Origin of the sequence: Alkanindiges hydrocarboniclasticus (assembly GCF_001982605.1) — a bacterium.
GTDB classification, from domain to species: domain Bacteria; phylum Pseudomonadota; class Gammaproteobacteria; order Pseudomonadales; family Moraxellaceae; genus Alkanindiges; species Alkanindiges hydrocarboniclasticus.
Window position 1 is genome coordinate 43,100 of record NZ_MLCN01000018.1, and the last position, 24,501, is coordinate 67,600.

A 24,501-nucleotide genomic window follows, 5' to 3' on the forward strand; every position below is an offset into this window, starting at 1 on the left:
TTTTAGGCATTACACAATAGGGATTATAACAATGAGTACCACCATTGATAAAAGCAAACCAGTCTGCGTCACTGGTGCGTCCGGCTATATTGCCAGCTGGATTGTCAAATATTTATTGGAAGATGGATTTACAGTACATGCTACGGTGCGTAACCCCGACAATGCAAAGTCGGTTGCGCACTTAAAAAAAGCCGCCGAAGGCGCAACAGGCACATTAAGACTGTTTGCTGCAGACTTGTTGCAACCGGGCAGCTTTAAGCCCGCGATTGAAGGCTGCGAGCTGGTGATACATACTGCGTCACCTTTTATTATCAAGGGTTTTAAGGACGCCCAGACTGCACTGGTTAAACCGGCAGTAGAAGGCACCGAAAATGTATTGCGCAGTTGCAATGAGGTGAGTACGGTCAAACGGGTGGTACTCACCAGTTCGGTGGCCTCCATCTTTGGCGATAATATTGAAATTGAAGAAACTCCCAATGGTATTTTTACCGAACAGGACTGGAACAACACCAGCAGCATAACCCATCAGCCGTATTCATTTTCCAAGGTGGCGGCGGAGCGCAAGGCATGGCAAATCCATGACCAGCAGCCTAAACATGCAAAACAATGGGATCTGGTGACCATTAACCCATCACTGGTACTGGGGCCAGCGCTAACCCGACAAACCCAATCTACCAGTATTTCCGTGATGCAGGACTTGGGCAGTGGCAAGCAACTGACGGGAGTGCCGGATCTGGAATTTGGCCTGGTTGATGTGCGTGAAGTGGCGCGGGCGCATATTCAGGCCGGTTTTATACCCAAAGCTGAGGGCCGTTATATTGTTAGTGAAGGCACCTATAGCCTGTTGACCATAGCCGAAATCCTGAAAAAACGCTTTCCCAAATACCCTTTGCCCAGAACCCTGTTACCCAAGGCGCTGGTCTGGCTGGTGGGGCCAATTGCAGCGGGTGTCAGCCGCCGCTTTGTGAAACTGAACGTGGGTTATTCCATTGGTTTTGATAATGCACGCTCACGCCACACATTGCAGCTTCACTATCGACCCATTGAAGAAACCTTGCAGCAGCATTTTCAGCAAATGATTGATGATGGCCTCTTAAAAAAGCGCTAAGGTTATTCTGTTGGGCTGATTGAACACAGCAAGGCTAGAGTGAATGACTTACACTGGCCTGTTTTAAATTATCCAAAACGATGGCCTGTTTAGCATGAACCTGTTGTTGCTTGATCCTGCCCAAATCCAGAACCAGCGCGCCAGCATTACGGATGCACGGCGGTTGGCCCATATCCGTGAGCATTTAAAATTAAACCCGGGCGATCTCATCAAGGTTGGCCAAAAAAACGGCTTAAAAGGCACGGCCCGGATTGAAAGCATCACTGAGCAGCAACTGGTGCTAGACAGTGTGCTGCTGGATCAGGCGCCACCGGCCAAGTTACCCCTGACCTTGATTGTGGCGCTACCACGGCCAAAAGTGCTGCGACGGCTGATCATGGATGCGGTCACACTGGGCGTTGAACAGCTTATTTTAATCCATAGCTACCGGGTGGAAAAAAGCTACTGGCAAACGCCATTTTTGCAGCAACTGGACAGTTATATTGAGCTGGGTCTGGAGCAGGCGGGAGATACAATTTGGCCGCAAGTGCAATGCTTTAAGCGCTTTCGGCCTTTTGTGGAGGATATCCTGCCGGGCCTGATTGAAAACAAGCTTGCCTTTGTGGCGCATCCCTATGCAGCCCAGCCCATGCCTGTTGCATTAAACCAGCCTTGCATACTGGCAATTGGACCTGAGGGTGGTTTTATTCCATTTGAAATCAATTTATTGCAGCACAATGGCTGTCAGCCAGCCAGTCTGGGCCAGCGGATTTTACGCACGGAAACTGCGGTATCCAGCATTATAGGCCGCATGTTTGGCTAGCCGACGTTTTGTTTTGGTATGGGACCTAATAGGTTTAACGGCTTTTTAAAAAGCATACATAGCTGGTTAAAAAGCCCTGCCATTAAAACTCGCTTTTGGCTGGTGTAGATGCATTGCTGTCACTGCCGGGCACGACGGTATTCTGATCCATGACCAGTTGCTGAATCGGATAGGGAATATTAATACCCTTGGTGGTTAATGCTTCCTTCACTAGAATCTGTACCTCATCAATGGAAGCCCCAATCCCCACTTCCTTGACATCTACCCACCACGAAATATGCAGCACAATGGAAAAATCACCCAGCGTTTTGACCTGAACAGAAGGCGTAGGCTGTGATTGGATGGTGCGTACCTCATCCAGAACTTCCAGAATAATGGTTTTTGCATCCTGAATATTCGCCTGATAGCTAATGCCCACATCAAAGGCACACTGGCGTTTAACAAAGGCCGTATTTACCGTGACCGGGTTGGTAAACAGGCTGGCATTGGGAATGACAATACGGCGGCCATCGCCAGTGCGAATATAGGTGGCCCGAATCTGGATGTCTTCCACCACACCAGTAAAAGTGCCGGACACAATTTCATCACCAATGCGAAACGGCTCGCCCAGCAAAATTAAAATGCCGGACAGCATGTTCTGGAAAATATCCTTAAAGGCAAAGCCAATGGCCACCGAGCCAATTCCCAGTGCACTGATCAGTTGGGCAGGCGTAAAGCCGGGAATGGCAATCACCAGCGCAATCATAAAGCCAATAAACACAATAAAGGTACTGCCAATCCGGTTGAGTACCAGCACCAGATTTTGCTTGCGCTTGGCGCGGCCACTCAAGGTTTTGACCACAAAGAATTTAAAAACCTTGGAGATCAGCCAGAAAATGATAAATACCGTCAGGGCGATTAGCAAATAGGGCAGACGTTCCCAGAAATGCTGTGCCATTTCATGGACGGTGGTGTACACGTCTTTGTATTCAGTGGCTTTTTCAATCACCTTGTGCGTTGTTGCCTTACCTGCGTTTTGTACCAGCGTGGCAGTGGCCTGAGTTGCATCACTAATGGCCTCTGCGGTGTTTTCGCCTGCTTCACGAATGGTTTGTTCTGCCATGCTGCAATTCCAGAATGTGCTGACACGGCCTATTGTGCCGTGTGGGCATGTTGCGTTGTGTGACATTGAGTATTTTAACGATGGCTAAATTCATCGTGCATCTAATACTTTGGGTGAATAGTAATAATTATAGGACCTTATATATTAAAAAAGCATAACGCATAGGGTAAATCATAAAAAATGCCAATGATGGCCTCATTCTTCCCGTGGGACCACGTTTGGCGACAAGGCATAGGATGTGAGTAATGAAAACCTTAACGACCAAAGTACCACATGCAAAAGCACTCAGCCTATCGGTGTGTGCCATCATGGCTGCCAGTTTATGTGGCACCAGCCATGCAGCAGCCAGTGATCAGGCTGAAATTGAAGCATTGCGGCAGGAAGTCAATGCACTCAAGCACATTGTGCAGCAACTCAGTGCGCAGCAGCACACCCAGTTAGCCGCTAGCCAAACAGCACAGCCGCTGGCCAGCAGCACAGGTCCTGCTTCGGCACTGGAAGTAACGGCAGTATCGCCAGCCAGTGCCAGCCTTGCGCCCGCACAGACTGCCAAGGCTGGCCAGCCTATGCCTGCTGTTCCGGTGAGTCGCAATCCCGAGGGCTGGGCCGTGTTACCTGATGGCAAAACTGCTGCCAAGGTCTATGGCTTTATTCGTGCCGATATGCTGCATGACTTTAAGGGCCAGCCCACTGGCAAATTCAGTAACCTGCATACCCAGCCACTGGACAGCAGCGACCCGGTTGAAAACAAGACAGCCTTTACGGCAGCAGTTACCCGTATTGGGGTTGACTTTAAAACCCCAACCGCCATTGGTGATGTCGGCGGCAAAATTGAAGGCGATTTCTGGGGCAATGGCGGTACGGGTTCAGCCACCTTTCGCATTCGTCATGCGTATCTGACCACCGGCAACTGGCTGTTTGGCCAGACCTGGTCACCATTTGCCGGGCAGGAATATGCTGCTGAAACCGTAGACTTTAATGGCGTAACCGGCACATCCATCCGGCGTGCCACCCAGATTCGCTATACCCATCCGCTAAACAACAACACTTCCTTAACCATTGCTGGCGAAGAAGACAGTAATTCGGATTCGCGTTTTCCGGCACTAACGGCCCGGCTGGAACACAAACTGCCGGACAGCAAAGGCGCTTTTGCCTTGCGGGGTATGCTGCATGAAAAACGCGGCGTGGCTACCAGCACGGTGAATGGCCAGACCCCCAATACAGGCAATACCGAACAGGAAAAAGCAGGCTATGGTGCGGCCATTGGTGCGTGGTATCAGCTTAATCCCGCCAATAAGCTTAGCGGCCAGTTTTTCCATGTAAAGGGTGATGGCAGCTTTAACTATGGCACAGGCAGTGGATTTTCAGTCAATGCAGCCACGGGGGATGTGTATTTTGACGAATACAACAGTGCCCAGCTGGGCTTGACTCATACCTTTAACCCCAAAATGCGTAGTACCGTGGCGTTAAGCTGGGTTGATTTTAAGGATAGCAGTCAGTTTGCCATGGCCAACCCTGGCGCTAATCGCGAGTTGAAGCAGGCATCGGTGAACCTGTTTTACAAGCCGGTGGCCAGCATTGATCTGGGCAGTGAATACACCTACGGTAACCGTGAAGTGTTTAATGGCAATGAAGGCAAGCAATCGCACCTTAACCTGATGGCCCGTTATAACTTTTAGGCTCAATACAAAAAACTATTTTAAAAGTTCTCCTTGGCCGTAACCTCGTGTTACGGTTTTTTTATTAATAACATTCAGCAATATTCAATTGAATAGATATTTAAACATTTACAAAAAATTATTTTAAGCACTCGTATTCATATTCTGTTCCTACTTATAATATGTGTAAATAAACATTATTTTATGTAATTAAAGGTAATTTATAAGATGTTATTGTTAAATAAGGTCGTTTTAGGCACTTTAGCTTTTTCCCTATTGGCAGGTTGCGCGACAGCACCTAAAAAAATGGCTTTTAATAAAGAAATGGCTAGCCAGATTAAAACTGTTTCCATTGTTCAAGAGGAAAATCAGGCAAAATATCCAGTCCGAATTATGGCCCACGTTGGTGCGAATTTTGGCTTGATTGGGGCTGCAATTGCAGAAGCAGATATGGCTGCAAAAACCAGCAAACTTCATAACAAAATTGCACCCCATCAAATTAATATCCAGGAAAAAGTTACCCAGAGTCTAAAAACCAGACTGGAAAGCAATGGCTATGAAGTAAACCTGATTAAGCTGCCGGCAAAAACAGCCGATAAGCAGGCACTGGTGGTTGCCAGTAATTTAACTACTGCCGACAGCATATTGGTTTTGAAAACGCAAAGCGGTTATGTTGCCGCAGGCAGCAACTCACCTTATTTGCCAGTGATTACGGTAAACGCCAATTTATATGACCGCAAAACCCAGAAGTTAAACTATCAGGAAACTGTAAACTATGGTTTGCAGACTGCTGGGAATGATGCAATCCAGATTGATGCAAACCCACAATATCAGTTTAAGAATATTGATGAGCTAATGAAGCAGCCTCAAAAGACCAGCGCAGCCTTAACAGATGGTATTGAACCTATTACTGAAAAACTTGCCAGTGATCTTAAACGATGAAAGTCAGAGAAGTTATCGCAGTGGGTTTCATCTTACTGGCTGTTTTGTTCATCAGTGGCTGTGCCTCTACAGCACTTAAAAAGGGCGCTGCCGATTCAATTGCGCAAACACGGCATGATCTAAAACAGGCTCAAAAGGTTTATGCAAATTTTTCAGGCCTGCCTTTTGCGCTATTACCCAGCAAGAAAACCAATATTGAATTTAATAATAGCCTGCCAGTGTATCGACTTGATCAGCACAATACCTATGTGAAAGGTTTTCAGCTACCAGCGTTTATTCAGCCTTACCGTATCATCATCAAGGGTTCAGGCCGTGGTTTTGCAGATGGTAATGTGGCCATGTTTGCGCCGGTAATTTATACGCTGGATGCACATTATCAGGTATTAAGGGTTTTCAAGGCTGATGATTTGGTGAGACGGGGAGCAACTACACTGGAAAGAACCGTATTTATCAATCCAAGTAATCGGGCAGAGCAGTATTTACTCATCTTTGGCGAGACTGGTGATTTATCATTTGAGTCAAGTACAGCATCAATCACCACCGCCATTGTTCCCGCAGGTCCAGTGATTGTTCCTTGGCATAGTGCCTCACAGAAAACCAGCCGGATTTATTATGCTCCCACTGGCCGGGTTGAAATAGAAGCTATACCGTAAAAAGCCATAGGTTAAAAATAGTTAAAAAAGGCCGTAATCTCGTGTTACGGTTTTTTTTATAAAAAAATCGCCTCAATAGTGAGGCGAAGGCGCAAAATTATAGCTATACGGAACAGTCATTCTAGTGCCATGAATAAAGCAAAATGCAGGCCAGTGTAGCTACATTTTTTATAAGTGGCTGTTTAAGCGTCTGAAAAAGCAGAATTGGCAGAAAATCTCATGCAAATTTTTACAAATAGCACTGGTGGCTCCGGTGGTTTTGCACTACTTTAAAGCCAATAGCAACAACCTATCCAATGATTATTTAAAAGCTAAGCAGTCGTCCAAAATGCAATTTAAAAAAGCTGGACTACTACCAAAGCATGATTGTCATGCCATTCAACAGATTGCAATACTCGGGACCACTATTTTTAGAATCATCACGATTCAACTGTTCTGGATGATGTTCGGAAAGGTATTCCCGGTTAACGTGTAATCGAACGAGAATTTTGCAAGGAAGTTATCATGTCACAACAAGTTTACCCTGTTCCCGAAAGTTTTTTAAAAAATGCCCGGACAACGGCTGAGGACTATGCCGCCAAGTACCAGCAATCGGTAACAGACAATGCGCAGTTCTGGCGTGAACAGGCGCAATCCATTGACTGGATCAAGCCATTTACCAAGGTGCGTGATGTGTCCTTTGACAAGGACAATTTCCATGTGGAGTGGTTTGGCGATGGGCAGCTCAACGTGTCTGCCAACTGTCTGGACCGGCATGTGGCCAACCATCCGGACAAGCCTGCCATTATCTGGGAAGGCGACCATCCGTATCGTCACAAGATTATTTCATTTCGCGAGCTGCATCAGGAAGTTTGCCGCTTTGCCAATGTGCTCAAAAAGCAGGGCGTTAAAAAAGGCGACCGTGTAACCTTGTATATGCCGATGATTCCTGAAGCGGCGATTGCCATGCTGGCCTGTACCCGTATTGGTGCAGTGCATTGCGTGGTATTTGGTGGATTTTCACCAGACTCACTGGCCAGCCGGATTGAAGACAGCCAGTCCAGCGTGGTGATTACCGCCAATGAAGGCCTGCGCGGTGGCAAGACCATTCCGCTCAAAACCAATGTGGATGCGGCGCTGCAAATGCCGGGCACGACAGGCGTGACCAGCGTGATTACGGTCTATCACACCGAACATCCAACCCCGATGCAGCAAGGCCGCGATATCTGGTATCACGAAGCGATTGCCGAGGTGAATGAAGATTGCCCGCCAGAGCCGATGGATGCCGAAGCGCCGTTGTTTATTCTGTATACCTCGGGTTCTACCGGCAAGCCAAAGGGTGTATTGCACACTACGGGCGGCTATCTGGTGTATGCCGCCACCACTTTCCGTGAAGTGTTTGATATTCGCCCCGATGATGTGTACTGGTGTACTGCTGATGTCGGATGGATTACCGGTCATAGCTACCTGCTGTATGGCCCGCTGGCTAATGGCACCACTACCGTGATGTTTGAAGGTGTGCCGCAGTATCCAACATGGGCGCGGATTGGCCAGATCATCGATAAGCATGATGTGACAATTTTATACACAGCACCAACAGCCATTCGCTCCATGATGCGCGAAGGTGATCATTATGTGCGTGAAAGTGATCGCCACAGCTTGCGCCTGCTGGGTTCGGTGGGTGAACCGATTAACCCGGAAGCATGGTCATGGTATTACAACGTTGTTGGAGAAGGCCGCTGCCCGATTGTGGATACCTGGTGGCAAACTGAAACCGGTGGTATCCTGATTTCGCCAATTCCTGGGGCCACACCGCTTAAACCAGGTTCTGCCACCCAGCCGTTTTATGGCGTGCAACCAGCGATTGTCGATGGTGAAGGCAACATTCTGGATGGTGTGTGCGAAGGCAATCTGGTATTAATTGACTCGTGGCCCGGCCAGATGCGTACCGTATACGGCGACCATCAGCGCTTTATTGACACTTATTTTTCCACCTTTAACGGCATGTACTTTACTGGTGATGGTGCCAAGCGTGACAAAGACGGCTATTACTGGATTACCGGTCGCGTCGATGATGTACTCAATGTCTCTGGTCACCGTCTGGGCACTGCTGAAGTGGAAAGTGCACTGGTGGCCCATGCTGCGGTAGCAGAAGCTGCGGTAGTAGGCATGCCGCATGAGATTAAGGGACAAGGTATTTGTGCCTATGTGACCTTGCAGGCTGATGTGACGCCAACCGAAGAACTGCGCAAGGAACTGCGTGACTGGGTGCGCCGTGAAATCGGGCCGATTGCCACACCGGATGCGATTCATTGGGCGCCTGCATTACCCAAAACCCGTTCTGGCAAAATCATGCGCCGTATTTTACGCAAGATTGCCGCCAATGAACTGGATACGCTGGGCGATACCTCAACGCTGGCTGATCCGAGCGTAGTAGATAACCTGATTGAAACGGTCTACCCAGACCATGTTACTAAAGGTGCTGCCAAAACTGCATGAATATCCTGATTGTTGATGATCATCCCCTGTTTCGCCATGCGCTGATTCATGCGGTGCGCTATAGCCTGCCGCAGGCGCAGATTAATGAAACTGCCTCAGTCACCGAGTTTTATACCCGGCTTGAGCAAGGGCCGGAACCCGATCTGGTGCTGCTGGACTTGCATTTGCCCGGTGCGTCAGGCTTTTCCGCACTGGTGCATGTGCGGGCGCAATATCCGGCCATTCCGATTGTGGTGGTGTCAGCGCATGAGGAAGTAGCCGTCATCCAGCGGGCACTGGCGCATGGTGCCGTGGCCTATATTCCCAAGTCAGCACCGCCGCAGCATATTGGTGAAGCGCTGCATGCCGTACTGGCAGGCGATACGTGGGCACCGCCCAATTTGCCCATGAGCAGCAATGACCCGCGCGCCCGTGATGAGGCCGATTTTGCCGAGCGCATTAAAACCCTGACGCCACAACAGTTTCGCGTGTTAATGATGGTGGCAGAAGGCTTACTGAACAAGCAGATTGCTTATATGCTGGATGTGTCAGAAGCTACGATTAAGGCACATGTCACGGCAATCTTCCGCAAACTGGGCGTGCAAAACCGCACACAGGCGGTACTGGCGATTAGTACACTGAATGTGGATGAGCCGAAATTGTAGTAGCAGCTTTGGTCTAGTAGTTTCAAGATAAAGCCATCCGGTCAGTAATCATAGGATGGCTTTTTCAATGAGAATGCAAGTCCCTAATTTTCTCTGGATTATGTATTTAGCATAGCGGGTCAATTGAATCATCATGCCTAAGTTTTATGGCAGAAAAGCCATTTGGGACATTAGGTCGGGTAGCGCCAAAGCCGTTACTGATATTGAAAATTTTTAGGCATGCTTTAGGTATGGTTACTATTAAAATTTGAGTGAGTAGCTTATGAAGTTTCATGATGTTGTTGTGTGTAGGCATCAACGTTTTTCAATAGGCATTGAAGAGGATTCTGGACGTTATTACTTATCTATTCCAGTAAGCAATGGTCTTGTAGACTATGAAGAGTATTATGAGCTGGATCATAAAAGTTTTGAACGATATCAGTTTAGTACAATTGAAGCATTAAATTTTGTTCAACGTTGTCGTAATCGGCAGGCTGATGATCTTTTAATTATAAAACCGGGTACCAATCGTGGCGTTGCGACATAAATAACATGGATAAAGGTCAGCAGGCACAACAGGCTAGCTGTTCATTCTTGAGGACATTCATTGCAGCAAGCCCACGCTGGACATTTAACCCAGCATAGGCTGAAATTTTAAAATCCACTAAAACCATTAATGATAAAAATGCACGACCCGTTGCCGGCTTTGCGGCATATCGGTAAAGAGCGGATTAAGTGAATCCATTAGGTCATCCACCTGACTTTGGCTAATCAGGCCTTTTTGTACAAAATGCTCGCGTACCTGTTCGTCATTCAGGCATAAAAATGCCGGGTCATAAAGCCCCAGTTTGACAAACAGCTCGGCTGTGGCCAGATTGCTAAAACGATCCAGCAACACATGGTCTTCATAAAATAGGAACAGGTGCTCATGTTCGGCCAGTGGATCAATGGCAAACTGTTCTGCCAGTGTATAAGGGTCGGTTTGCAGCCATAGCAGGTCGGCCAGTTCATTAAAATAGCCCATATCCACACTATCTTCGCCAGTTTTTACCTTGCCCAGCCATGCCTTAAACACCAGCACCGCACCACCACGCATCATCATGCTCCAGATCAGGTGACGCACCTGTTCATCCATGCGTTTTGAAGCTTCGGCCAGATGTTCAATCAGTCTGGGTTCCAGCGCACGCAGTTTGTCAAACAGGCCAAGACCCTGCGGTTTTTTTTCATGTTCGGCAAAAATATCAATATTCAAACGTTTTAGGGTAGTGAGTGCCAAGGGTACAGTCACCTGATAAATGGTTTGCAAGGCCAGTGCCTGAGCTGGCAAAAGCTGGTTTTGACTAAACAGGTATTGCCAGTTAATGCTGGGCAAAAAGTGGTTGGCACTGTATTGCTGGTAAAACTGCTGGGTGGAGTTTGTATCGGATTTGCTGGAATTCACAATAGTCATGACAAAATCATCCATGGTTAAAACAGTATGCTTAAATCAGGTGCTTGGAAATTCACACCAACACGGGCACTACATGAGCTGTGGCATTGCGGCGGTTAGCAGGCGATGGGTTCTTCGGTAGAAAACTCATCCGCCATCAAGCCGCTGTATCGATCATTATTGCCACGGCAAAATAATGCGTGAATGCTCCTGATCTTATATTTGAGTGCACATCTGTTCTGTAGTGGACTTAAGTCTAGCCCTAGCTCTAGCATAGATTAACTGTTTAAAAAACATTCAATTACTAGACAAGTGTATTTTTAACACTGTTGTGAAATTGTATCGCTTAGCCTTGGGCGCCAACCCCAGCCAGAAAGGCACGCAAAGCTGCGGGCTTGAGCGGTTTTTTTAGCAAGACAATGCCGTGCTCCTTCACAATCTGCGGCAGGTCGGGATTGCTATCCGCCGTAATCAATGCGGCTGGACTATTGCTGCTGTTGTATTGCAGCAAAAATTCAAGCCCTTCAATCTCGGCATCCAGATGCTGGTCAACCAGTAGCACCTGAATAGATTCGGTCGCCAATATCTGGCATGCCTGTTCAGGAGTTTGCGCCAGAAATAACTGACAACCCCATTTATCCAGCAAGAGCTGCATGCCTTGCAAAATGGTGGCATCGTTGTCCAGACACAATACCTTCAGGCTGGTGAGTGCATTTTGAACCGGGGCACTGCTGCTGATCGTGTGCTGGCGGGGCGGTACGGTAGGCAGTTCCAGCATAAAGCAGGACCCATGGCCCACCTGAGAGTGAAAGCGAATTGGATGTCCCAGCCGTTTGGCCATACGCTCCACAATGGCCAAGCCCAGGCCAATGCCTTGTTCGCCCCATGGCGAGGTATGGCCTGCGCGCTGGAACTCGGCAAAAAGCTGTGCCTGTTGTTCCGCTGCAATGCCGGGGCCGGTATCCCACACGCCCACCCGCAAGCACTCAGGCTGGCTGCCACTACCCATTACTCCAACAATTACGCGGCCTTGGGCAGTATAACGTAGCGCATTGCTGACAAAATTCTGCAACATGCGTCGTAGCCATTGCGGGTCGGTTTTAACCCACAGGCGGGTCGGGTGCACCCGCAGTTGCAGGCCGCGCTGTTCGGCAATGGGGCTAAACTGTACCTGTAAGTCGTGCAGCAAATCGCTTAGGGCAAATTCGGTAAGGTTGGGCTTCATGCCATTACCATCCAGCCGGGCAATGTCCAGCAGTGCGGTCATGATACTTTCGGCCCCATGCAGGGCACGATCCAGCTGTTGCAGGGTTTCCTGATCCTGCGGTGATAAGTCAGCATGTTCAAGGGCCGCCGCAAACAGGCGGGCAGCGTGCATGGGCTGTAACAGGTCGTGGCTGGCGGCAGCAATAAACCGGGTCTTTGAGGTGTTGGCAAGGTCAGCCTGCTGGCGGGCATATTGCTGTTCTCGCAGGGCACGCTCAAGCTGCTGGGTGCGATCCTGTACCCGCGCTTCCAGCAGGGCTTCGGTATGGCGGAACACGGTAATGTCGGCATAAGTAGTGACAAAACCGCCCCCGGTAATCGGATGACCGCGCATTTCAATAATCCGGCCATCGGCACGCTGGCGCTCAAATTCATGCGGGTTACCGGCACGCATCCACATGATTCGCTTGGCAATATGTTCTTCAACATCACCATGCCCGCACTCACCACGCTCGGCGTTATAGCGAATCAGGTTGGCCACCGGGCAGCCGACATATACAAAATTTTCAGGGTAATCAAACAGTTCCAGATAGCGTTTATTCCACGCCACCAGTCGCATGTCGGCATCCACCACACTCACGGCCTGGGTCATGTAATCCATCATGATCATCAGCAGGCTCTGGTTAAAGCGCTGCCATTGCGAAGCCTGATCCAGAATATTCACTACCTGACCCACCGCCAGCCCGTTGTTGACCAGCACAGTAGTCAGCAGGGTACGCGCAGACGCTGCACCCACTGCACTGGCCAGATATTGCTCGGTAAACCGCCACCAGCGGTGGTCAGCCAGCATTTTTTTATCAAATGGCAAGTGATGATCGGCAGCAAACTGCATAAATGCCGCTTCGGTGCGTTGTGGCCCGTTAATGCGTGACGACAGCGCAATCAGGTCATCAATATTCAGGCGGGTTTGCTGTTCAAGTTGCTCCAGTGATGCTGTAGTGGTACTGCTGGAACTGGACGACTGCTCATCTTCATACACGTCGTGCTTAAAAAAACTTTCGGTCTGAATTTGCTCGGCAATGCTTAAGCGTTTGTATTTGGGCACTAAAAAATACAGTAACAGGTTAACCCCTAACGACCACAGTACGCCATGGGTGAGCGGATCAAGCGAGGAAAATCCCAGCAGGCTTTCCGGCTTAAGCCACTGCTGCTGCCATGGGCCCTGATACAGCAGGGACAAGGCCCATTCTTGATGTGAAGTAGGCAAATTGCGCAAAATGGCTGGCCAGAACAGGGTATAGCTCCACAAGGCAAATCCGGCAATCAGCCCAATGATCACCCCATGACAGCTCCCGCCACGCCAGTACAGCCCGCCAATTAAAGCTGGTGCAAACTGAATCACTGCGCTAAACGCCAGCAGCCCAAAAGCTGATAGCTGGTTGGTGTCCGACAGCATGCTATACATCACAAAGCCCAGCAGCATCACGATGGCAATGCAAATACGGCGGATAATCAAAATCCAGTATGACAAACGCTGGTCATTTTTACTGAGGATATTCAGGCGCCACAAGGCAGGCAAAATCAGGTCATTGCTGAGCATAATCGATAAGGCCAGTGTGGCCACCAGCAGCATGCCGGTTGCCGCAGAAAACCCGCCAATAAAGGCCAGCAAGGCCAGCCAGGTTTGCTCGTGCATCACGGGTAACATGAGGACTGCCACATCAGGAATTGGCAGCGTAGTAGTGGGCATATGCAAGGCCCAGCTGGCAATGGGAATAATGGCCAGCACCATCAGCAGCAAATACACGGAGAACCAGAACCGTGCCCCATTCAAAAAGCGCTTGTCTTTCAGCTCGACCACGGCCACATGAAACTGGCGTGGCAGGCAGATAATGGCTGTAGCGGCCAGCAAGGTCTGGGTCCAGAAAGAGTTGGGCAGGCCTTCGCGCTGGATTCGCTGAAAAGTAACCTGAATGTCGTGCCCAATCAGGCCAATCGGATGCTGGCTAAACAGCAGCACAAACAGCGCCACAATAATCAGCGCCAGCAGCTTAACCGCTGACTCAAAGGCAACAGCCACCATCAGGCCGCCCTGCTGTTCATTACTGACGGCCTGACGGGTGCCAAACAGCATGGCAATGCTAGCCAGCAGGGCGGTCAGCAACAGGACTCCATGGGTGGTAATGGCAGCATCTTCATGCTGATCCAGCAACACCACGGTACTGAGCGCAATGGCACGTAATTGCAGGGCTAGGTACGGCAAAATGGCAATCACCGCCAGAATAGTCACCAGTGCAGCCAGGAAACCGGATTTGCCATAACGGGCGGCAATAAAGTCAGCAATGGATGAAATGGGCTGGCGCTGACGAATATTGCCCAGCCTGCGCCAGACATCATAGGCAAACCACAAAAACAGCAGCGGCCCCAGATAAATCGGCAAAAAACCAATTCCGTTACGTACAGTTTCGCCGACTGCACCATAAAAGGTCCAGGATGAGCAATACACTCCCAGGGTCAGGCTAAACAGCAGCATACGGCCACGCTGGCTTAGACGGCTGGCATACTTCTCGCCAAAAAAGGCACAGGCAAATAATGCGGCAATATAAATGGCTAAAACACCAATCACCAGCCAGCTATTCATGATTGCACTCATCGGTAACATCCTTGCATGATAACGGGGTTTTACTGGTCAAAATCCCTTCTAGACCAAAGTCTAAGTTTCAAGTGTAGCTCAAGTTGCTACTGTCAAAAGTATAAAATTGGCGAATAAACGCCCAGCGGCCACGGTTGGCTGTCTGCGACAAAGTGAGGTGTAACATGGAAAATAGTGCTACAGAGAGCGGCTCAATGCCTAGTGGCGAAGCAGGAGACAGCCACGTTCAGGCAGTACTTGATAATCCCAGGTTTAAACTGCTGGTGCAAAAAAAACGGATGCTAAGCTGGAGCCTGTCGGCCCTGATGCTGATTATTTATATTGGTTTTATCCTGCTGGTGGCTTATGCCCCGGAATTTCTGCACAGTTCATTTAGTGGGGTCATTACCTGGGGTATTCCACTGGGCGTTGGCGTTATTGTGGCTGCGTTTGTACTCTGTGCCGTGTATTCAGTAATTGCTAATGGCGAGTATGAGCGTCTGACCCAGGAAGTGGTTGATGACATTAAATCTGCTGAGATCAGCGCCAATAGCCAGCAGGGAGATCACTAACATGCAGTGTTCAGCCGCATCAACTTCAACACAATCCCATTTAAGCCCATCACTGCCAACACGATTGGCTTTCAACACATTAAGCCACAAAATAGCCAGCATGGGCACTATGGCTGTGGCTGGCTGTATGACCAGTATGGCCCACGCCGCGCCTGACCTGGGGGTTGCCGAAAAGCAGGCCACCAACTGGACAGCCATTATCATGTTTGTCATTTTTGTGGCGGCTACCCTGCTGATTACCAAATGGGCTGCTGCAAAAACCACTTCTACCAAGGATTTTTATACAGCTGGCGGTGGTATTACCGGGTTTCAGAACGGTCTGGCCATTGCGGGTGACTTTATGTCGGCGGCATCCTTTTTGGGGATTTCAGCCATGGTGTTTTCATCAGGCTATGATGGCCTGCTGTACTCGCTGGGCTTTATGGTGGGCTGGCCGATTGTCCTGTTTCTGGTAGCAGAGCGCTTGCGTAACCTTGGCAAATACAACTTCTCTGATGTGGCTTCATTCCGTCTGGAAGAAAAACCGGTGCGTGCCATGGCGGCAGTGAACTCACTGGTAGTGGTGGCATTTTACCTGATTGCCCAGATGGTGGGGGCAGGCCAGCTCATCAAGCTGCTGTTTGGCCTTGACTACAATATTGCCGTGATTATTGTGGGCCTGCTGATGATGGCCTATGTGATGTTTGGCGGCATGCTGGCCACCACGTGGGTACAAATCATCAAGGCGGCCATGTTATTGAGTGGTGCTACCTTTATGGCCTTTATGGTTCTTAAGGAAGTCGGCTTTAGCTTTAGCAACATGTTCAATCAGGCCATTGCTGCCTATGGCACTGCGCATGAGATTACCACGGCTGAAGCCACCAAAATCATGGGTCCTGGCGGTTTGGTGTCCAATCCCATTGATGCCATTTCCCTAGGTCTGGCGCTTATGTTTGGTACGGCTGGCCTGCCACATATCCTGATGCGTTTCTTTACGGTTAAAGATGCCAAGGAAGCGCGCAAGTCGGTGGTGGTGGCCACAGGTTTTATTGGTTATTTTTACCTGCTCACCTTTATTATTGGCTTTGGTGCTATTCTGTTTGTTTCACAAAATCCAGCTTATCTGGATACCGCCAAAATGGCCTTGACCGGCAAACTGGAGCTGATTGGCGGCGGTAATATGGCAGCCGTGCATCTGGCGCATGCAGTGGCTGGTAACTGGTTTTTAGGCTTTATTTCAGCAGTTGCCTTTGCCACCATTCTGGCTGTTGTGGCAGGGTTAACCCTGTCTGGTGCGTCTGCTGTGTCGCATGACCTGTATGCCAATGTGTTTAGAAAAGGCCAAACTACCGAAGCATCCCAGTTGCGGGTTTCCAAAATTGCAACGGTGGTGCTGGCCATTTTTGCCATGTTCCTAGGCATTGTATTTGAAAAGCAAAACGTGGCCTTTATGGTTGGTCTGGCCTTTGCCGTAGCAGCTTCGGCCAATTTCCCGGTACTGGTACTGTCTATGTTCTGGAAAGGACTCACCACTCGCGGGGCAACCATTGGCGGCTGGCTGGGTTTAATTAGCGCGGTAGTCCTGATTTTCTTCACCAAAGCCGTCTGGGTGGATACCTTAAAGCTGGGTGACAGTGCACCATTGCCTTACAGTAATCCTGCACTATTCTCCATGCTGCTATCCTTTGGCGCCTGCTGGTTATTTTCAGTAACCGACAAATCAGCCCGTGCTGCGCGTGAAAAAGCTAAATTTGATGCCCAGTTTGTACGCTCCATGACTGGGGTTGGTGCTTCTGGCGCACAGGATCATTGATCTGCTGTTTTGTCCCCCTTGTTCAGGGGGGTGAACAGGAAATACCAAGCAAGTAAAATGGGCGAAATAAAACTGGAAAGATTATCAGCCCAGTTGATGTATTCCTGCTTTAGTGTAAGCGTCCTGATTTTTATCAGGACGTTTTTGCATTTCGTCTAGAAATAAACAAAATGGGCGTGCTTTTATGTAGCAAATATGCTTTATTCGCGTTTTTTAAAATCCATAAAGCATACTAAACTGATTTTTTAGCTGGCCTAATAGTTGTGAAAACAAAAAAGCCAATGTTAAATTAAGGTGAAGCTTGCAAGTTTTCCATGAATCTTTCACAATCCAAACGCAATTCCTTCGTGTCATTTAACCATCAGTCAGTAAGTCAAAAGGACTCTTTAGTGCGATATTTTGTGAACATCAATCGTCCTGCTAGAGCGTATCCATCTAGGGCGTATCAATGGATGATGCCGCTTATTTGCGCGACGCTGATGAGCAGTTGCAGTCTGATTCCGGGCATGCGCACTGATGACCTGCCGGAAATGCCGCAGGAAGTGGTGCCTTTAAACAATGGCTTACAAGTGCAGTTACTGCCGGTCACTGCCGAGCTGGTGAATGAGCTGGCGGTACCACAAACCAGCTTTAATCAGGCATTGGCACAATTATTTGAACAACAGCCTGCCGGTAATTATGTACTGCAAAAAGGCGATGTGCTGTCCATTTATTTATGGGCTTATCCTGAAATTACGCCAGCCGCAACCAATATTACGCCAGCCAATGCTGAACAAATTGGCTTTAAAATTGATCAGGAAGGTAATCTGTCCTTTCCCTTAATCAGGCAAATTCGTGCCCAGGGCAAAACAGTAACCGCATTGCAGCGTGAACTCAACCAGCGCCTGAGCCGTTATCTCAAGCAACCCGATGCACAAGTCAAAGTACTACAATATAAAGGCCGCAAATTCTTTGTGGGTGGCGAAGTCAGACTGCCAGGCCAGTATGTTATTTCAGACGAGCCAGTAAACTTGTATGGCGCATTAAGTGCCGCAGGTGGCATGCTTAATACGGGCGACCTGAATGCCGTCAGCCTGACCCGTAATGGCATTAATTACCAGTTTGGCTTGCTTGACCTGCAAAAACAGGGCTTATCACCCAACCAGTTGTATATCCAGAATGGCGATGAAGTTCATATCGTGTCGCGGGAAAGCCGCAAGATTTACTTTCTGGGTGAAGCCGGACGACCAGCCCCTTTAATCCTGCGTGAGCAGGGTATGAGCCTGGCTGATGTGATTGGTGAAGGTGCGGGATTGAATCCATTAAGTGCCAATCCAGCCAAAGTATATGTGCTGCGTGATAATGCCCAAACCAATCTGGCGACAGTATACCAGCTGGATTTGTCATCATTTACCAGCATGGCACTGGCGCAACGCTTTGCAGTACAGCCGCGTGACATCATTTATGTGGATGCCAGTGGACTTGCCCGCTGGAGCCGTGTGCTGAACCTGTTATTGCCTTCAGCAAATGCCATTCGAACCGGACAGCTGATTGGCAATGGCAACTAATAATGGCGGCTGACTGTGGAATTTGAAACCATTTTAGTGCTGTGTACCGGTAATATCTGTCGGAGTCCGATGGCGGAAGGTTTGCTTAAACACTATTTTCCAGACAAGAAAGTAGTGTCTGCCGGATTGCAGGGACTGGATGATTATCCGGCGGATGAACATGCCGTTAGCCTGATGCAGGACATGGAAATTGATATTTCAGTACATCGTGCTCAAAAGGTCAGTACAGAGCTGCTGAAACAGGCTGACCTGATTTTTGTGATGACCAAGGGCCAGCTAAAACTGCTGGAAAAACAGTGGCCTTTTGTGCGGGGTAAGGCTTTTTTACTGGGGCACTGGCAACATCAGGAAATTCCTGATCCCTACCAGCAGCCTAAAAGTGCTTTTGTTTATGCCCGGGAAATGATTATTACCGGTATTAAGGCCTGGCATGAAAAATTGGTAGGGTAACGTTTTAAGTATGATAAACCGCTTGCGCACCTCTAGAACCCCACTGATGAATAAGCAATATTTTATAACGTGCCTCATGCCTGTTCATCAAAGCAATATTGGGAGTTCGGTGAGAGGCGTAATGGATTTTGATAAATTGAATGATCTGGATTAAACAATGAGCGGGCAAAACCAAAGCACTTATACAGATGACAGCATTGATCTCAAGCAACTCTTTTTTATGCTCTTGCGTCAATGGAAAATTATTGTTGCCTGTGTAGTGCTTGCGCTGCTGCTGGCCTTGCTGTACTTGCGTGTAACCAGTCCAACCTATGCGGTTAATGGCCTGATTCAGGTTGAAGACAACAAAAATATGTCCACGGCACTGCTGGGCGATGTGGCCAACCTGATGGAAGTGCAATCGCCTGCCCAGACTGAGGTAGAGCTCATCAAGTCACGTTTTGTGTTATCGAAAGTCATTGAAAACCTGAATTTGGATATTTCTATTCAGAGTCTGGATAACACCTTTAGTAATCGCCTGTTCAAGCGGACCCAGTATCAGACCACCCATAGCCCTTTACAGGTTATTATGAGCAACTCGCAGGGGCTTGCCTTACACATCAGGCAACTCAAGGTTCCGGCTTACTTGCTGAACCAGCCACTGCAACTGCACTTTATTGATAATGAAAATTATGAGCTTGCGCTGCCCACTGGTGAAATAGTTAAAGGGCGGGTTGGCCGGCCAGTCGCACAAATGGTATCGGGTGGCTTGCTGCAACTGAATATTAATAAAGCCCTAGGTGTAGCAGGCAGCAATTTCAGCATTAGCCAGATTGCCTTGCAAACCATGGTTGATCGTATTAATGCCCAGCTTAGCGCTGCTGAAAAAGGCAAGCTAACCGGCATTATTTCAGTCAATTATACGGGTAGTGACAAGGTATTAATTACCAATACCTTAAATGAAATTTTAAAGGTTTATCTGGAACAAAACATTACCCGTAAATCTGCCGAAAGCCAGAATACCCTGGCCTTTCTGGACAAGCAATTACCTGAACTCAAAGCACAACTGGAAGCCTCAGAAAACCGCTTTAACCAGTTCCGTGAAAGAAATGACACCATTGATGTCACCAAGGAATCCGAACTGCTGCTGACCCAGAATGTTGAACTGGAAACCCGCCGTATTGAGCTGGAACAAAAACGTGCCGAGCTGGGTGCCAAGTACACGGGTGATTTCCCCTTGATGAAGCAAGTCACTGACCAGCTGGATGCCATTGCGCAACGAACCAAAGAATTGAACCAGCGTCTTAACCGCCTGCCAGAAGTCCAGCGCCAGTACCTGCAACTCTACCGTGATGTACAAATCAATACCGAGTTATACACCAGCTTGCTTAACAGCTACCAGCAACTGAAAGTGGTGAAGGCAGGCCAGATTGGCAATGCTACTGTGGTTGATCCAGCAATTTTGCCATTAAAGCCTGTTCAGCCAAAACCGCTGATGGTGCTGATCTTATCGATTTTTCTGGGCGGTTTTGTCGGTATATTACTGGCCTTGCTTAGAAACATGCTCAGCAGTGGCGTGAAAGATGCTGAAAATATTGAAGCCCAAACAGGCTTGCCGGTTTATGCTACATTGGCCCATAGTCCAATTCTGGATAAATTCCGCTCAGTACGCAATAAAACGCTACCTTTGCTTGCGCTGGAAGACCATGAAGACCTGACACTGGAAAGCTTGCGTAGCTTGCGCACGGTCCTGTATTTTGCCCAGAAAAATGCCAGAAATAACGTGGTATTGATTACTGGCCCGGCGCCTGAAATTGGTAAATCCTTCATTTGTGCTAATTTGGCCACCATTTTGGCGCAAACCGGTAAAATCGTATTGCTAATTGATGCGGACATGCGCCGTGGCCATATGCATAAGTATTTTGATGCCAGTCCGGTTAATGGCCTGGCGGACTACTTGGGGGGTAGTAAAGTGCTTAATGCCCGCGATATTATTCAGGACACCCCAGTCAAAGGCCTGTCCTTTGTCAGTAAAGGCCAGACCCCTGCCAATCCATCAGAATTGCTCCTTAATCCGGCTTTTGAAAACTTCCTGAAGGACATTTCTGAGCATTATGATCATGTCATTATTGACTCGCCGCCACTGCTGGCAGTGACTGATGGCATTATCATTAGTAAATTCACTGGCTTGAATCTGCTCATTGCCCGCTATGGCAAAACGCCAATTAAGGAAATTAAGCTGTGTATGTCGCGTTTGCAACACTCTGGCCAGAATGTGCATGGACTGGTACTTAATGATGTACCGCAAGGTGCGCTGCAAAGTGAAGGCTACTCATATACGTATAAGTACCGTTCCAAGTCATAACTAGGCTTGACGGTAAAGCAGCTATGTAGAGGACGATCAGGCCATTTTGAGTAATAAAACTGAACATGGCAAACTGCAATCCATTAATTTTATAAAGGTTTAAACATTGGGGTATAGGGCATGCAAGATTTATCAACTATTAAAATCGGCGTCATTGGGCTGGGCTATGTGGGCCTACCATTGGCTGTAGAATTTGGTAAAAAATTTGATGTGGTTGGTTTTGATATTAACCAAACGCGCATTAATGATTTGCAAAATGGAACAGATCACACTTTAGAAGTGTCTACTGAAGAATTAAAGGCCAGCCCACGCCTGTCTTTTAGCTGTGATTTAAACCAGTTGGCAAGCTGCAATTTCTATATTGTGACGGTACCAACACCCATTGATGATTACAAACAACCTGATTTAACGCCACTGATCAAAGCCTCTGAAACCATTGCCAAAGTCCTTAAAAAAGGCGATATCGTGGTGTATGAATCTACGGTTTACCCGGGCGCCACCGAAGAAGACTGTATTCCGGTACTGGAAAAGTATTCCGGCTTAACCTTTAATCATGACTTTTATGCTGGCTATAGCCCGGAACGGATTAACCCGGGTGATAAAGAACACCGCGTTACCAATATTAAAAAAATCACTTCTGGCTCTACGCCTGAAATTGCCGATCTGGTGGATGCTGTCTACAATCAGATTATTACGGTAGGTACGCATAAAGCTTCCAGCATTAAAGTAGCTGAGGCTGCCAAGGTGATTGAAAATACCCAGCGAGATGTCAATATTGCCCTGATTAATGAGCTGGCACTGATCTTTAACAAGATGGGCATTGATACCGAAGAAGTATTAAAAGCCGCCGGCACCAAATGGAATTTCTTGCCATTCCGTCCGGGTCTAGTGGGCGGGCACTGCATTGGCGTTGATCCGTATTATTTAACCCATAAAGCGCAGTCTTTGGGGCTGCATCCTGAAATTATTCTAGCTGCGCGCCGCTTAAATGACCGTATGGGAGAATACGTTGCTACGCAACTAATCAAAGAGATGGTAAAAAAGCGTATTCAAGTGGTAGGAGCACGTATTCTGGTCATGGGATTAACATTTAAGGAAAACTGCCCAGATATTCGAAATACTAAGATTATTGATATGGTAAATGCTTTAAAAGAATATGATTTGGATATTGATATTTATGATCCATGGGTAGATCATAATGAAGTAGAGAGTGAATATGGTTTAAAGCCAATTAATAATCCAGAAAATGGAAAATATGATGCTATTATATTGGCAATTGGACATGATCAATTTAAAGGCTTAAAAATTGAGGAAATAAAGTCATTAGGGAAAATAGAAAGTATTATATATGATCTAAAGTATATTTTTTCTAAAAGTCTAACAGATCTAAGATTATAAGTCATAAATATTATTATAACTATATTTAGCGACAATTAAGATTGAAAAGTTTCCTTTATTTGATCGGTGGCACAAGCTTAGCGCAATTAATCACAATTGCAGCATCACCGTTGCTATCTCGTATTTTCAGTCCTACAGATTTTGGAACTTTTGCTATTCTTACAACAGTAGTATACTTTCTTACTGCTTTTTCTTGCTTAAGATTAGACTTTGCATTGTTATCATCAGAAAATTTTACAGAACTGAAATGGCTGCTTAGAAAATCATTAGATATATTGTTAGTAATTTCATTATTTATAGTGTTTTCTGTAGCTGTTTTCTACTTTTTTCAGAAACAATACTTGGAAGTTCTAATATTTATTCCAATTATGGTGTTCTTTTCTGGATTATTTAATATATTAAATAATTTAACATTAAAATTACAATTAACAAATATAAATGCAAAATCTAAAGTATTGCAAAGTGGAGGAGGGGTTTTAAGTCAACTGATATTGGGATTATATCAATTAGGTTTCAAAGGAATGGCTATAGGCCAGATATTGGGCTTTATTTATTCAGTAACCTATCTTTTTCAAAAAAATATTAATTTTTTTAAAGAAATTTTTAAATTAAATAATACTAATTATAAAATTAGCACTTATAAGCGGTATATTTTGTACGACTCAGTAGGAGCAGGTTTCTCAGTAATAGCTAATCATTTACCTACTTTATTTATTAGTGCAATTTTAGGTGCAAATTTTGGTGGTAGTTATTATATGGCTTATCGTGTACTAATGTTACCGATTTCAGTGATTTCTATAAGTATTTCTCAATTTATTAGTTCTAAGTATTTTGAGTGGAAGATTAATGGGGTTTACCATGATAATCTTAAAAAAATCTTAAATTTTATGAGCATACTGGTTTTTATTCCTAGTTTTTTAGCTATATTTATTTTACCAGATTTATTCTCTTATATTTTAGGAAGTAATTGGGCATTAGCAGGAAGAATAGCTGCTATCTGTATTATATGGATTGCAATAAAATTTATTTTTGATTCATTAATTATTACTCTTTCATTGGATAAAGGGCAAAAAATTGCTTTAATTTTTCAAATATTTTTAACTTTTATTAGGATTCTAAGCTTATGGGTTGGATGGAAGCTTAATTTAGATTATTTTTATATTATTAAAATTTTTTGTTACGTAAGTCTTTTTTCGTATTTTTCTGGAATATTAATTATTTCATATGTTGAAAAGATAAGGCTATATGAGTTTATTGAGAATTTCTTAATAGGTTTAGTTAGTTATATTTTAATATACATAAGCTTAGAAAAATTATTTTTTATGTACTTTCTTATGTTTTTAATTTTTTTATTTTGGTTTTTAAGATTAAGAACAAGTGTAATTATATTTAAGGAAGTGTTAAGATGAAAATAAAGACATTAAATACATATGGATTATTATTTGGCTTTTTATTTTTGTTTAATATTGTTGCGGGAGGAATAATTCCATTAGGAATAGAGCCTTTAAAAGATTCAATAAAAATGATTATTTTTTTTGTTGATGTATTTGCTTTATTTATTTTAAAGACTAGAAGCAAAGATTTTATGGTGACAATATATTATTTTTTAGTGGTAGGGATTATCTTATTTATTTCATTATATGGTAGTGTTGAAATAAATTATGCTTTAGAAAAAGTTGATGCAATTCTATGGTGTGTACCATTATCTACTTTGTTATTGTTAGGAATGCATAGAAGATTTGGATTAATCAATACGTTAGATATT

The 24,501-nt window shown here is 46.4% G+C and carries 19 protein-coding genes; 16 read left to right on the plus strand and 3 right to left on the minus strand.

What is annotated here, in order from left to right; genetic code table 11:
• Nucleotides 1–43 precede the first annotated feature (43 nt).
• Both BKE30_RS07850 and BKE30_RS07855 read left to right on the plus strand, forming a co-directional pair.
• A complete protein-coding gene (locus tag BKE30_RS07850; protein ID WP_076878074.1) occupies nt 44–1,108 on the plus strand; it encodes an SDR family oxidoreductase in 1,065 nt (354 codons plus the stop codon).
• Nucleotides 1,109–1,202: 94 nt separating this feature from the next.
• Nucleotides 1,203–1,910: a 16S rRNA (uracil(1498)-N(3))-methyltransferase gene (locus BKE30_RS07855; RefSeq protein ID WP_076878055.1), complete on the plus strand. Its 708-nt coding sequence runs from the start codon at nt 1,203–1,205 to the stop codon at nt 1,908–1,910.
• 82 nt (nt 1,911–1,992) lie between these two features.
• Here the strand turns inward: BKE30_RS07855 and BKE30_RS07860 are convergent, their stop codons facing one another.
• Complete coding sequence (locus BKE30_RS07860) at nt 1,993–3,012, minus strand: mechanosensitive ion channel family protein (protein ID WP_076878056.1); 1,020 nt, start codon at nt 3,010–3,012, stop codon at nt 1,993–1,995.
• A gap of 245 nt (nt 3,013–3,257) precedes the next feature.
• Here BKE30_RS07860 and BKE30_RS07865 point away from each other — a divergent pair, with 245 nt between their 5' ends.
• The 6 genes from BKE30_RS07865 (at nt 3,258) to BKE30_RS07895 (ending at nt 9,913) form a co-directional block, all read left to right on the plus strand.
• The gene (locus BKE30_RS07865) at nt 3,258–4,691 is read left to right on the plus strand and encodes a DcaP family trimeric outer membrane transporter (protein ID WP_076878057.1); all 1,434 of its coding nucleotides are present in this window, start codon (nt 3,258–3,260) and stop codon (nt 4,689–4,691) included.
• Nucleotides 4,692–4,976: 285 nt separating this feature from the next.
• Nucleotides 4,977–5,612 (plus strand): hypothetical protein, encoded by a 636-nt coding sequence (locus BKE30_RS07870; RefSeq protein ID WP_076878058.1) that lies wholly within the window; start codon nt 4,977–4,979, stop codon nt 5,610–5,612.
• Entirely contained in the window at nt 5,609–6,265 is a 657-nt protein-coding gene (locus tag BKE30_RS07875) for a hypothetical protein (RefSeq protein ID WP_076878059.1), read from the plus strand. Before BKE30_RS07870 ends, BKE30_RS07875 begins: the two co-directional genes overlap by 4 nt.
• A 504-nt stretch (nt 6,266–6,769) precedes the next feature.
• Entirely contained in the window at nt 6,770–8,743 is a 1,974-nt protein-coding gene (acs, locus tag BKE30_RS07885; RefSeq protein WP_076878061.1) for an acetate--CoA ligase, read from the plus strand.
• The gene (locus BKE30_RS07890; protein ID WP_076878062.1) at nt 8,740–9,387 is read left to right on the plus strand and encodes a response regulator transcription factor; all 648 of its coding nucleotides are present in this window, start codon (nt 8,740–8,742) and stop codon (nt 9,385–9,387) included. The genes acs and BKE30_RS07890 overlap by 4 nt, the downstream gene beginning before the upstream one ends.
• Nucleotides 9,388–9,649: 262 nt before the next feature.
• Nucleotides 9,650–9,913 (plus strand): hypothetical protein, encoded by a 264-nt coding sequence (locus BKE30_RS07895; RefSeq protein WP_076878063.1) that lies wholly within the window; start codon nt 9,650–9,652, stop codon nt 9,911–9,913.
• A gap of 126 nt (nt 9,914–10,039) precedes the next feature.
• Here BKE30_RS07895 and BKE30_RS07900 read toward each other — a convergent pair whose 3' ends face one another.
• Both BKE30_RS07900 and BKE30_RS07905 read right to left on the minus strand, forming a co-directional pair.
• Complete coding sequence (locus BKE30_RS07900) at nt 10,040–10,816, minus strand: hypothetical protein (RefSeq protein WP_076878075.1); 777 nt, start codon at nt 10,814–10,816, stop codon at nt 10,040–10,042.
• A gap of 325 nt (nt 10,817–11,141) precedes the next feature.
• The gene (locus BKE30_RS07905) at nt 11,142–14,642 is read right to left on the minus strand and encodes a PAS-domain containing protein (protein ID WP_076878076.1); all 3,501 of its coding nucleotides are present in this window, start codon (nt 14,640–14,642) and stop codon (nt 11,142–11,144) included.
• A 176-nt stretch (nt 14,643–14,818) separates the two neighbouring features.
• On the opposite strand from BKE30_RS07905, the gene BKE30_RS07910 reads away from it, so the two are divergent.
• The 8 genes from BKE30_RS07910 to BKE30_RS07945 all read left to right on the plus strand — a co-directional run.
• A complete protein-coding gene (locus tag BKE30_RS07910; protein ID WP_406564675.1) occupies nt 14,819–15,205 on the plus strand; it encodes a DUF485 domain-containing protein in 387 nt (128 codons plus the stop codon).
• 100 nt (nt 15,206–15,305) lie between these two features.
• Nucleotides 15,306–16,997, plus strand: a complete 1,692-nt coding sequence (locus BKE30_RS07915) for a cation acetate symporter (RefSeq protein WP_076878064.1) — start codon at nt 15,306–15,308, stop codon at nt 16,995–16,997.
• Nucleotides 16,998–17,476: 479 nt separating this feature from the next.
• Complete coding sequence (locus BKE30_RS07920; RefSeq protein ID WP_158073173.1) at nt 17,477–18,544, plus strand: polysaccharide biosynthesis/export family protein; 1,068 nt, start codon at nt 17,477–17,479, stop codon at nt 18,542–18,544.
• Between the two features lie 15 nt (nt 18,545–18,559).
• On the plus strand, nt 18,560–18,994 hold the full coding sequence (locus tag BKE30_RS07925) for a low molecular weight protein-tyrosine-phosphatase (protein ID WP_076878066.1): 435 nt from the start codon (nt 18,560–18,562) through the stop codon (nt 18,992–18,994).
• Between the two features lie 157 nt (nt 18,995–19,151).
• Nucleotides 19,152–21,338 carry a polysaccharide biosynthesis tyrosine autokinase gene (locus BKE30_RS07930; protein WP_076878067.1) on the plus strand — a complete coding sequence of 729 codons (2,187 nt, stop codon included), beginning with the start codon at nt 19,152–19,154 and terminating at the stop codon, nt 21,336–21,338.
• A gap of 120 nt (nt 21,339–21,458) precedes the next feature.
• Nucleotides 21,459–22,736 (plus strand): Vi polysaccharide biosynthesis UDP-N-acetylglucosamine C-6 dehydrogenase TviB, encoded by a 1,278-nt coding sequence (gene tviB, locus BKE30_RS07935; RefSeq protein ID WP_076878068.1) that lies wholly within the window; start codon nt 21,459–21,461, stop codon nt 22,734–22,736.
• Between the two features lie 41 nt (nt 22,737–22,777).
• Complete coding sequence (locus tag BKE30_RS07940) at nt 22,778–24,145, plus strand: lipopolysaccharide biosynthesis protein (protein ID WP_076878069.1); 1,368 nt, start codon at nt 22,778–22,780, stop codon at nt 24,143–24,145.
• Nucleotides 24,142–24,501: hypothetical protein (locus tag BKE30_RS07945; RefSeq protein ID WP_143253684.1), on the plus strand; the 360-nt coding region annotated here is incomplete at its 3' end. The genes BKE30_RS07940 and BKE30_RS07945, both read left to right, overlap by 4 nt.

Excerpts from the sequence above, each read along its gene's own strand:
- acs (WP_076878061.1), top strand. The coding sequence starts at position 6,770 with ATGTCACAACAAGTTTACCCTGTTCCCGAAAGTTTTTTAAAAAATGCC.
- BKE30_RS07875 (WP_076878059.1), top strand. The coding sequence starts at position 5,609 with ATGAAAGTCAGAGAAGTTATCGCAGTGGGTTTCATCTTACTGGCTGTT.
- BKE30_RS07900 (WP_076878075.1), bottom strand. The coding sequence starts at position 10,816 with ATGACTATTGTGAATTCCAGCAAATCCGATACAAACTCCACCCAGCAG.
- BKE30_RS07930 (WP_076878067.1), top strand. The coding sequence starts at position 19,152 with ATGAGCGGGCAAAACCAAAGCACTTATACAGATGACAGCATTGATCTC.
- BKE30_RS07860 (WP_076878056.1), bottom strand. The coding sequence starts at position 3,012 with ATGGCAGAACAAACCATTCGTGAAGCAGGCGAAAACACCGCAGAGGCC.
- BKE30_RS07890 (WP_076878062.1), top strand. The coding sequence starts at position 8,740 with ATGAATATCCTGATTGTTGATGATCATCCCCTGTTTCGCCATGCGCTG.
- BKE30_RS07865 (WP_076878057.1), top strand. The coding sequence starts at position 3,258 with ATGAAAACCTTAACGACCAAAGTACCACATGCAAAAGCACTCAGCCTA.
- BKE30_RS07920 (WP_158073173.1), top strand. The coding sequence starts at position 17,477 with ATGAGCAGTTGCAGTCTGATTCCGGGCATGCGCACTGATGACCTGCCG.
- BKE30_RS07905 (WP_076878076.1), bottom strand. The coding sequence starts at position 14,642 with ATGAATAGCTGGCTGGTGATTGGTGTTTTAGCCATTTATATTGCCGCA.
- BKE30_RS07855 (WP_076878055.1), top strand. The coding sequence starts at position 1,203 with ATGAACCTGTTGTTGCTTGATCCTGCCCAAATCCAGAACCAGCGCGCC.
- BKE30_RS07910 (WP_406564675.1), top strand. The coding sequence starts at position 14,819 with ATGGAAAATAGTGCTACAGAGAGCGGCTCAATGCCTAGTGGCGAAGCA.
- tviB (WP_076878068.1), top strand. The coding sequence starts at position 21,459 with ATGCAAGATTTATCAACTATTAAAATCGGCGTCATTGGGCTGGGCTAT.
- BKE30_RS07870 (WP_076878058.1), top strand. The coding sequence starts at position 4,977 with ATGGCTTTTAATAAAGAAATGGCTAGCCAGATTAAAACTGTTTCCATT.
- BKE30_RS07915 (WP_076878064.1), top strand. The coding sequence starts at position 15,306 with ATGGGCACTATGGCTGTGGCTGGCTGTATGACCAGTATGGCCCACGCC.
- BKE30_RS07895 (WP_076878063.1), top strand. The coding sequence starts at position 9,650 with ATGAAGTTTCATGATGTTGTTGTGTGTAGGCATCAACGTTTTTCAATA.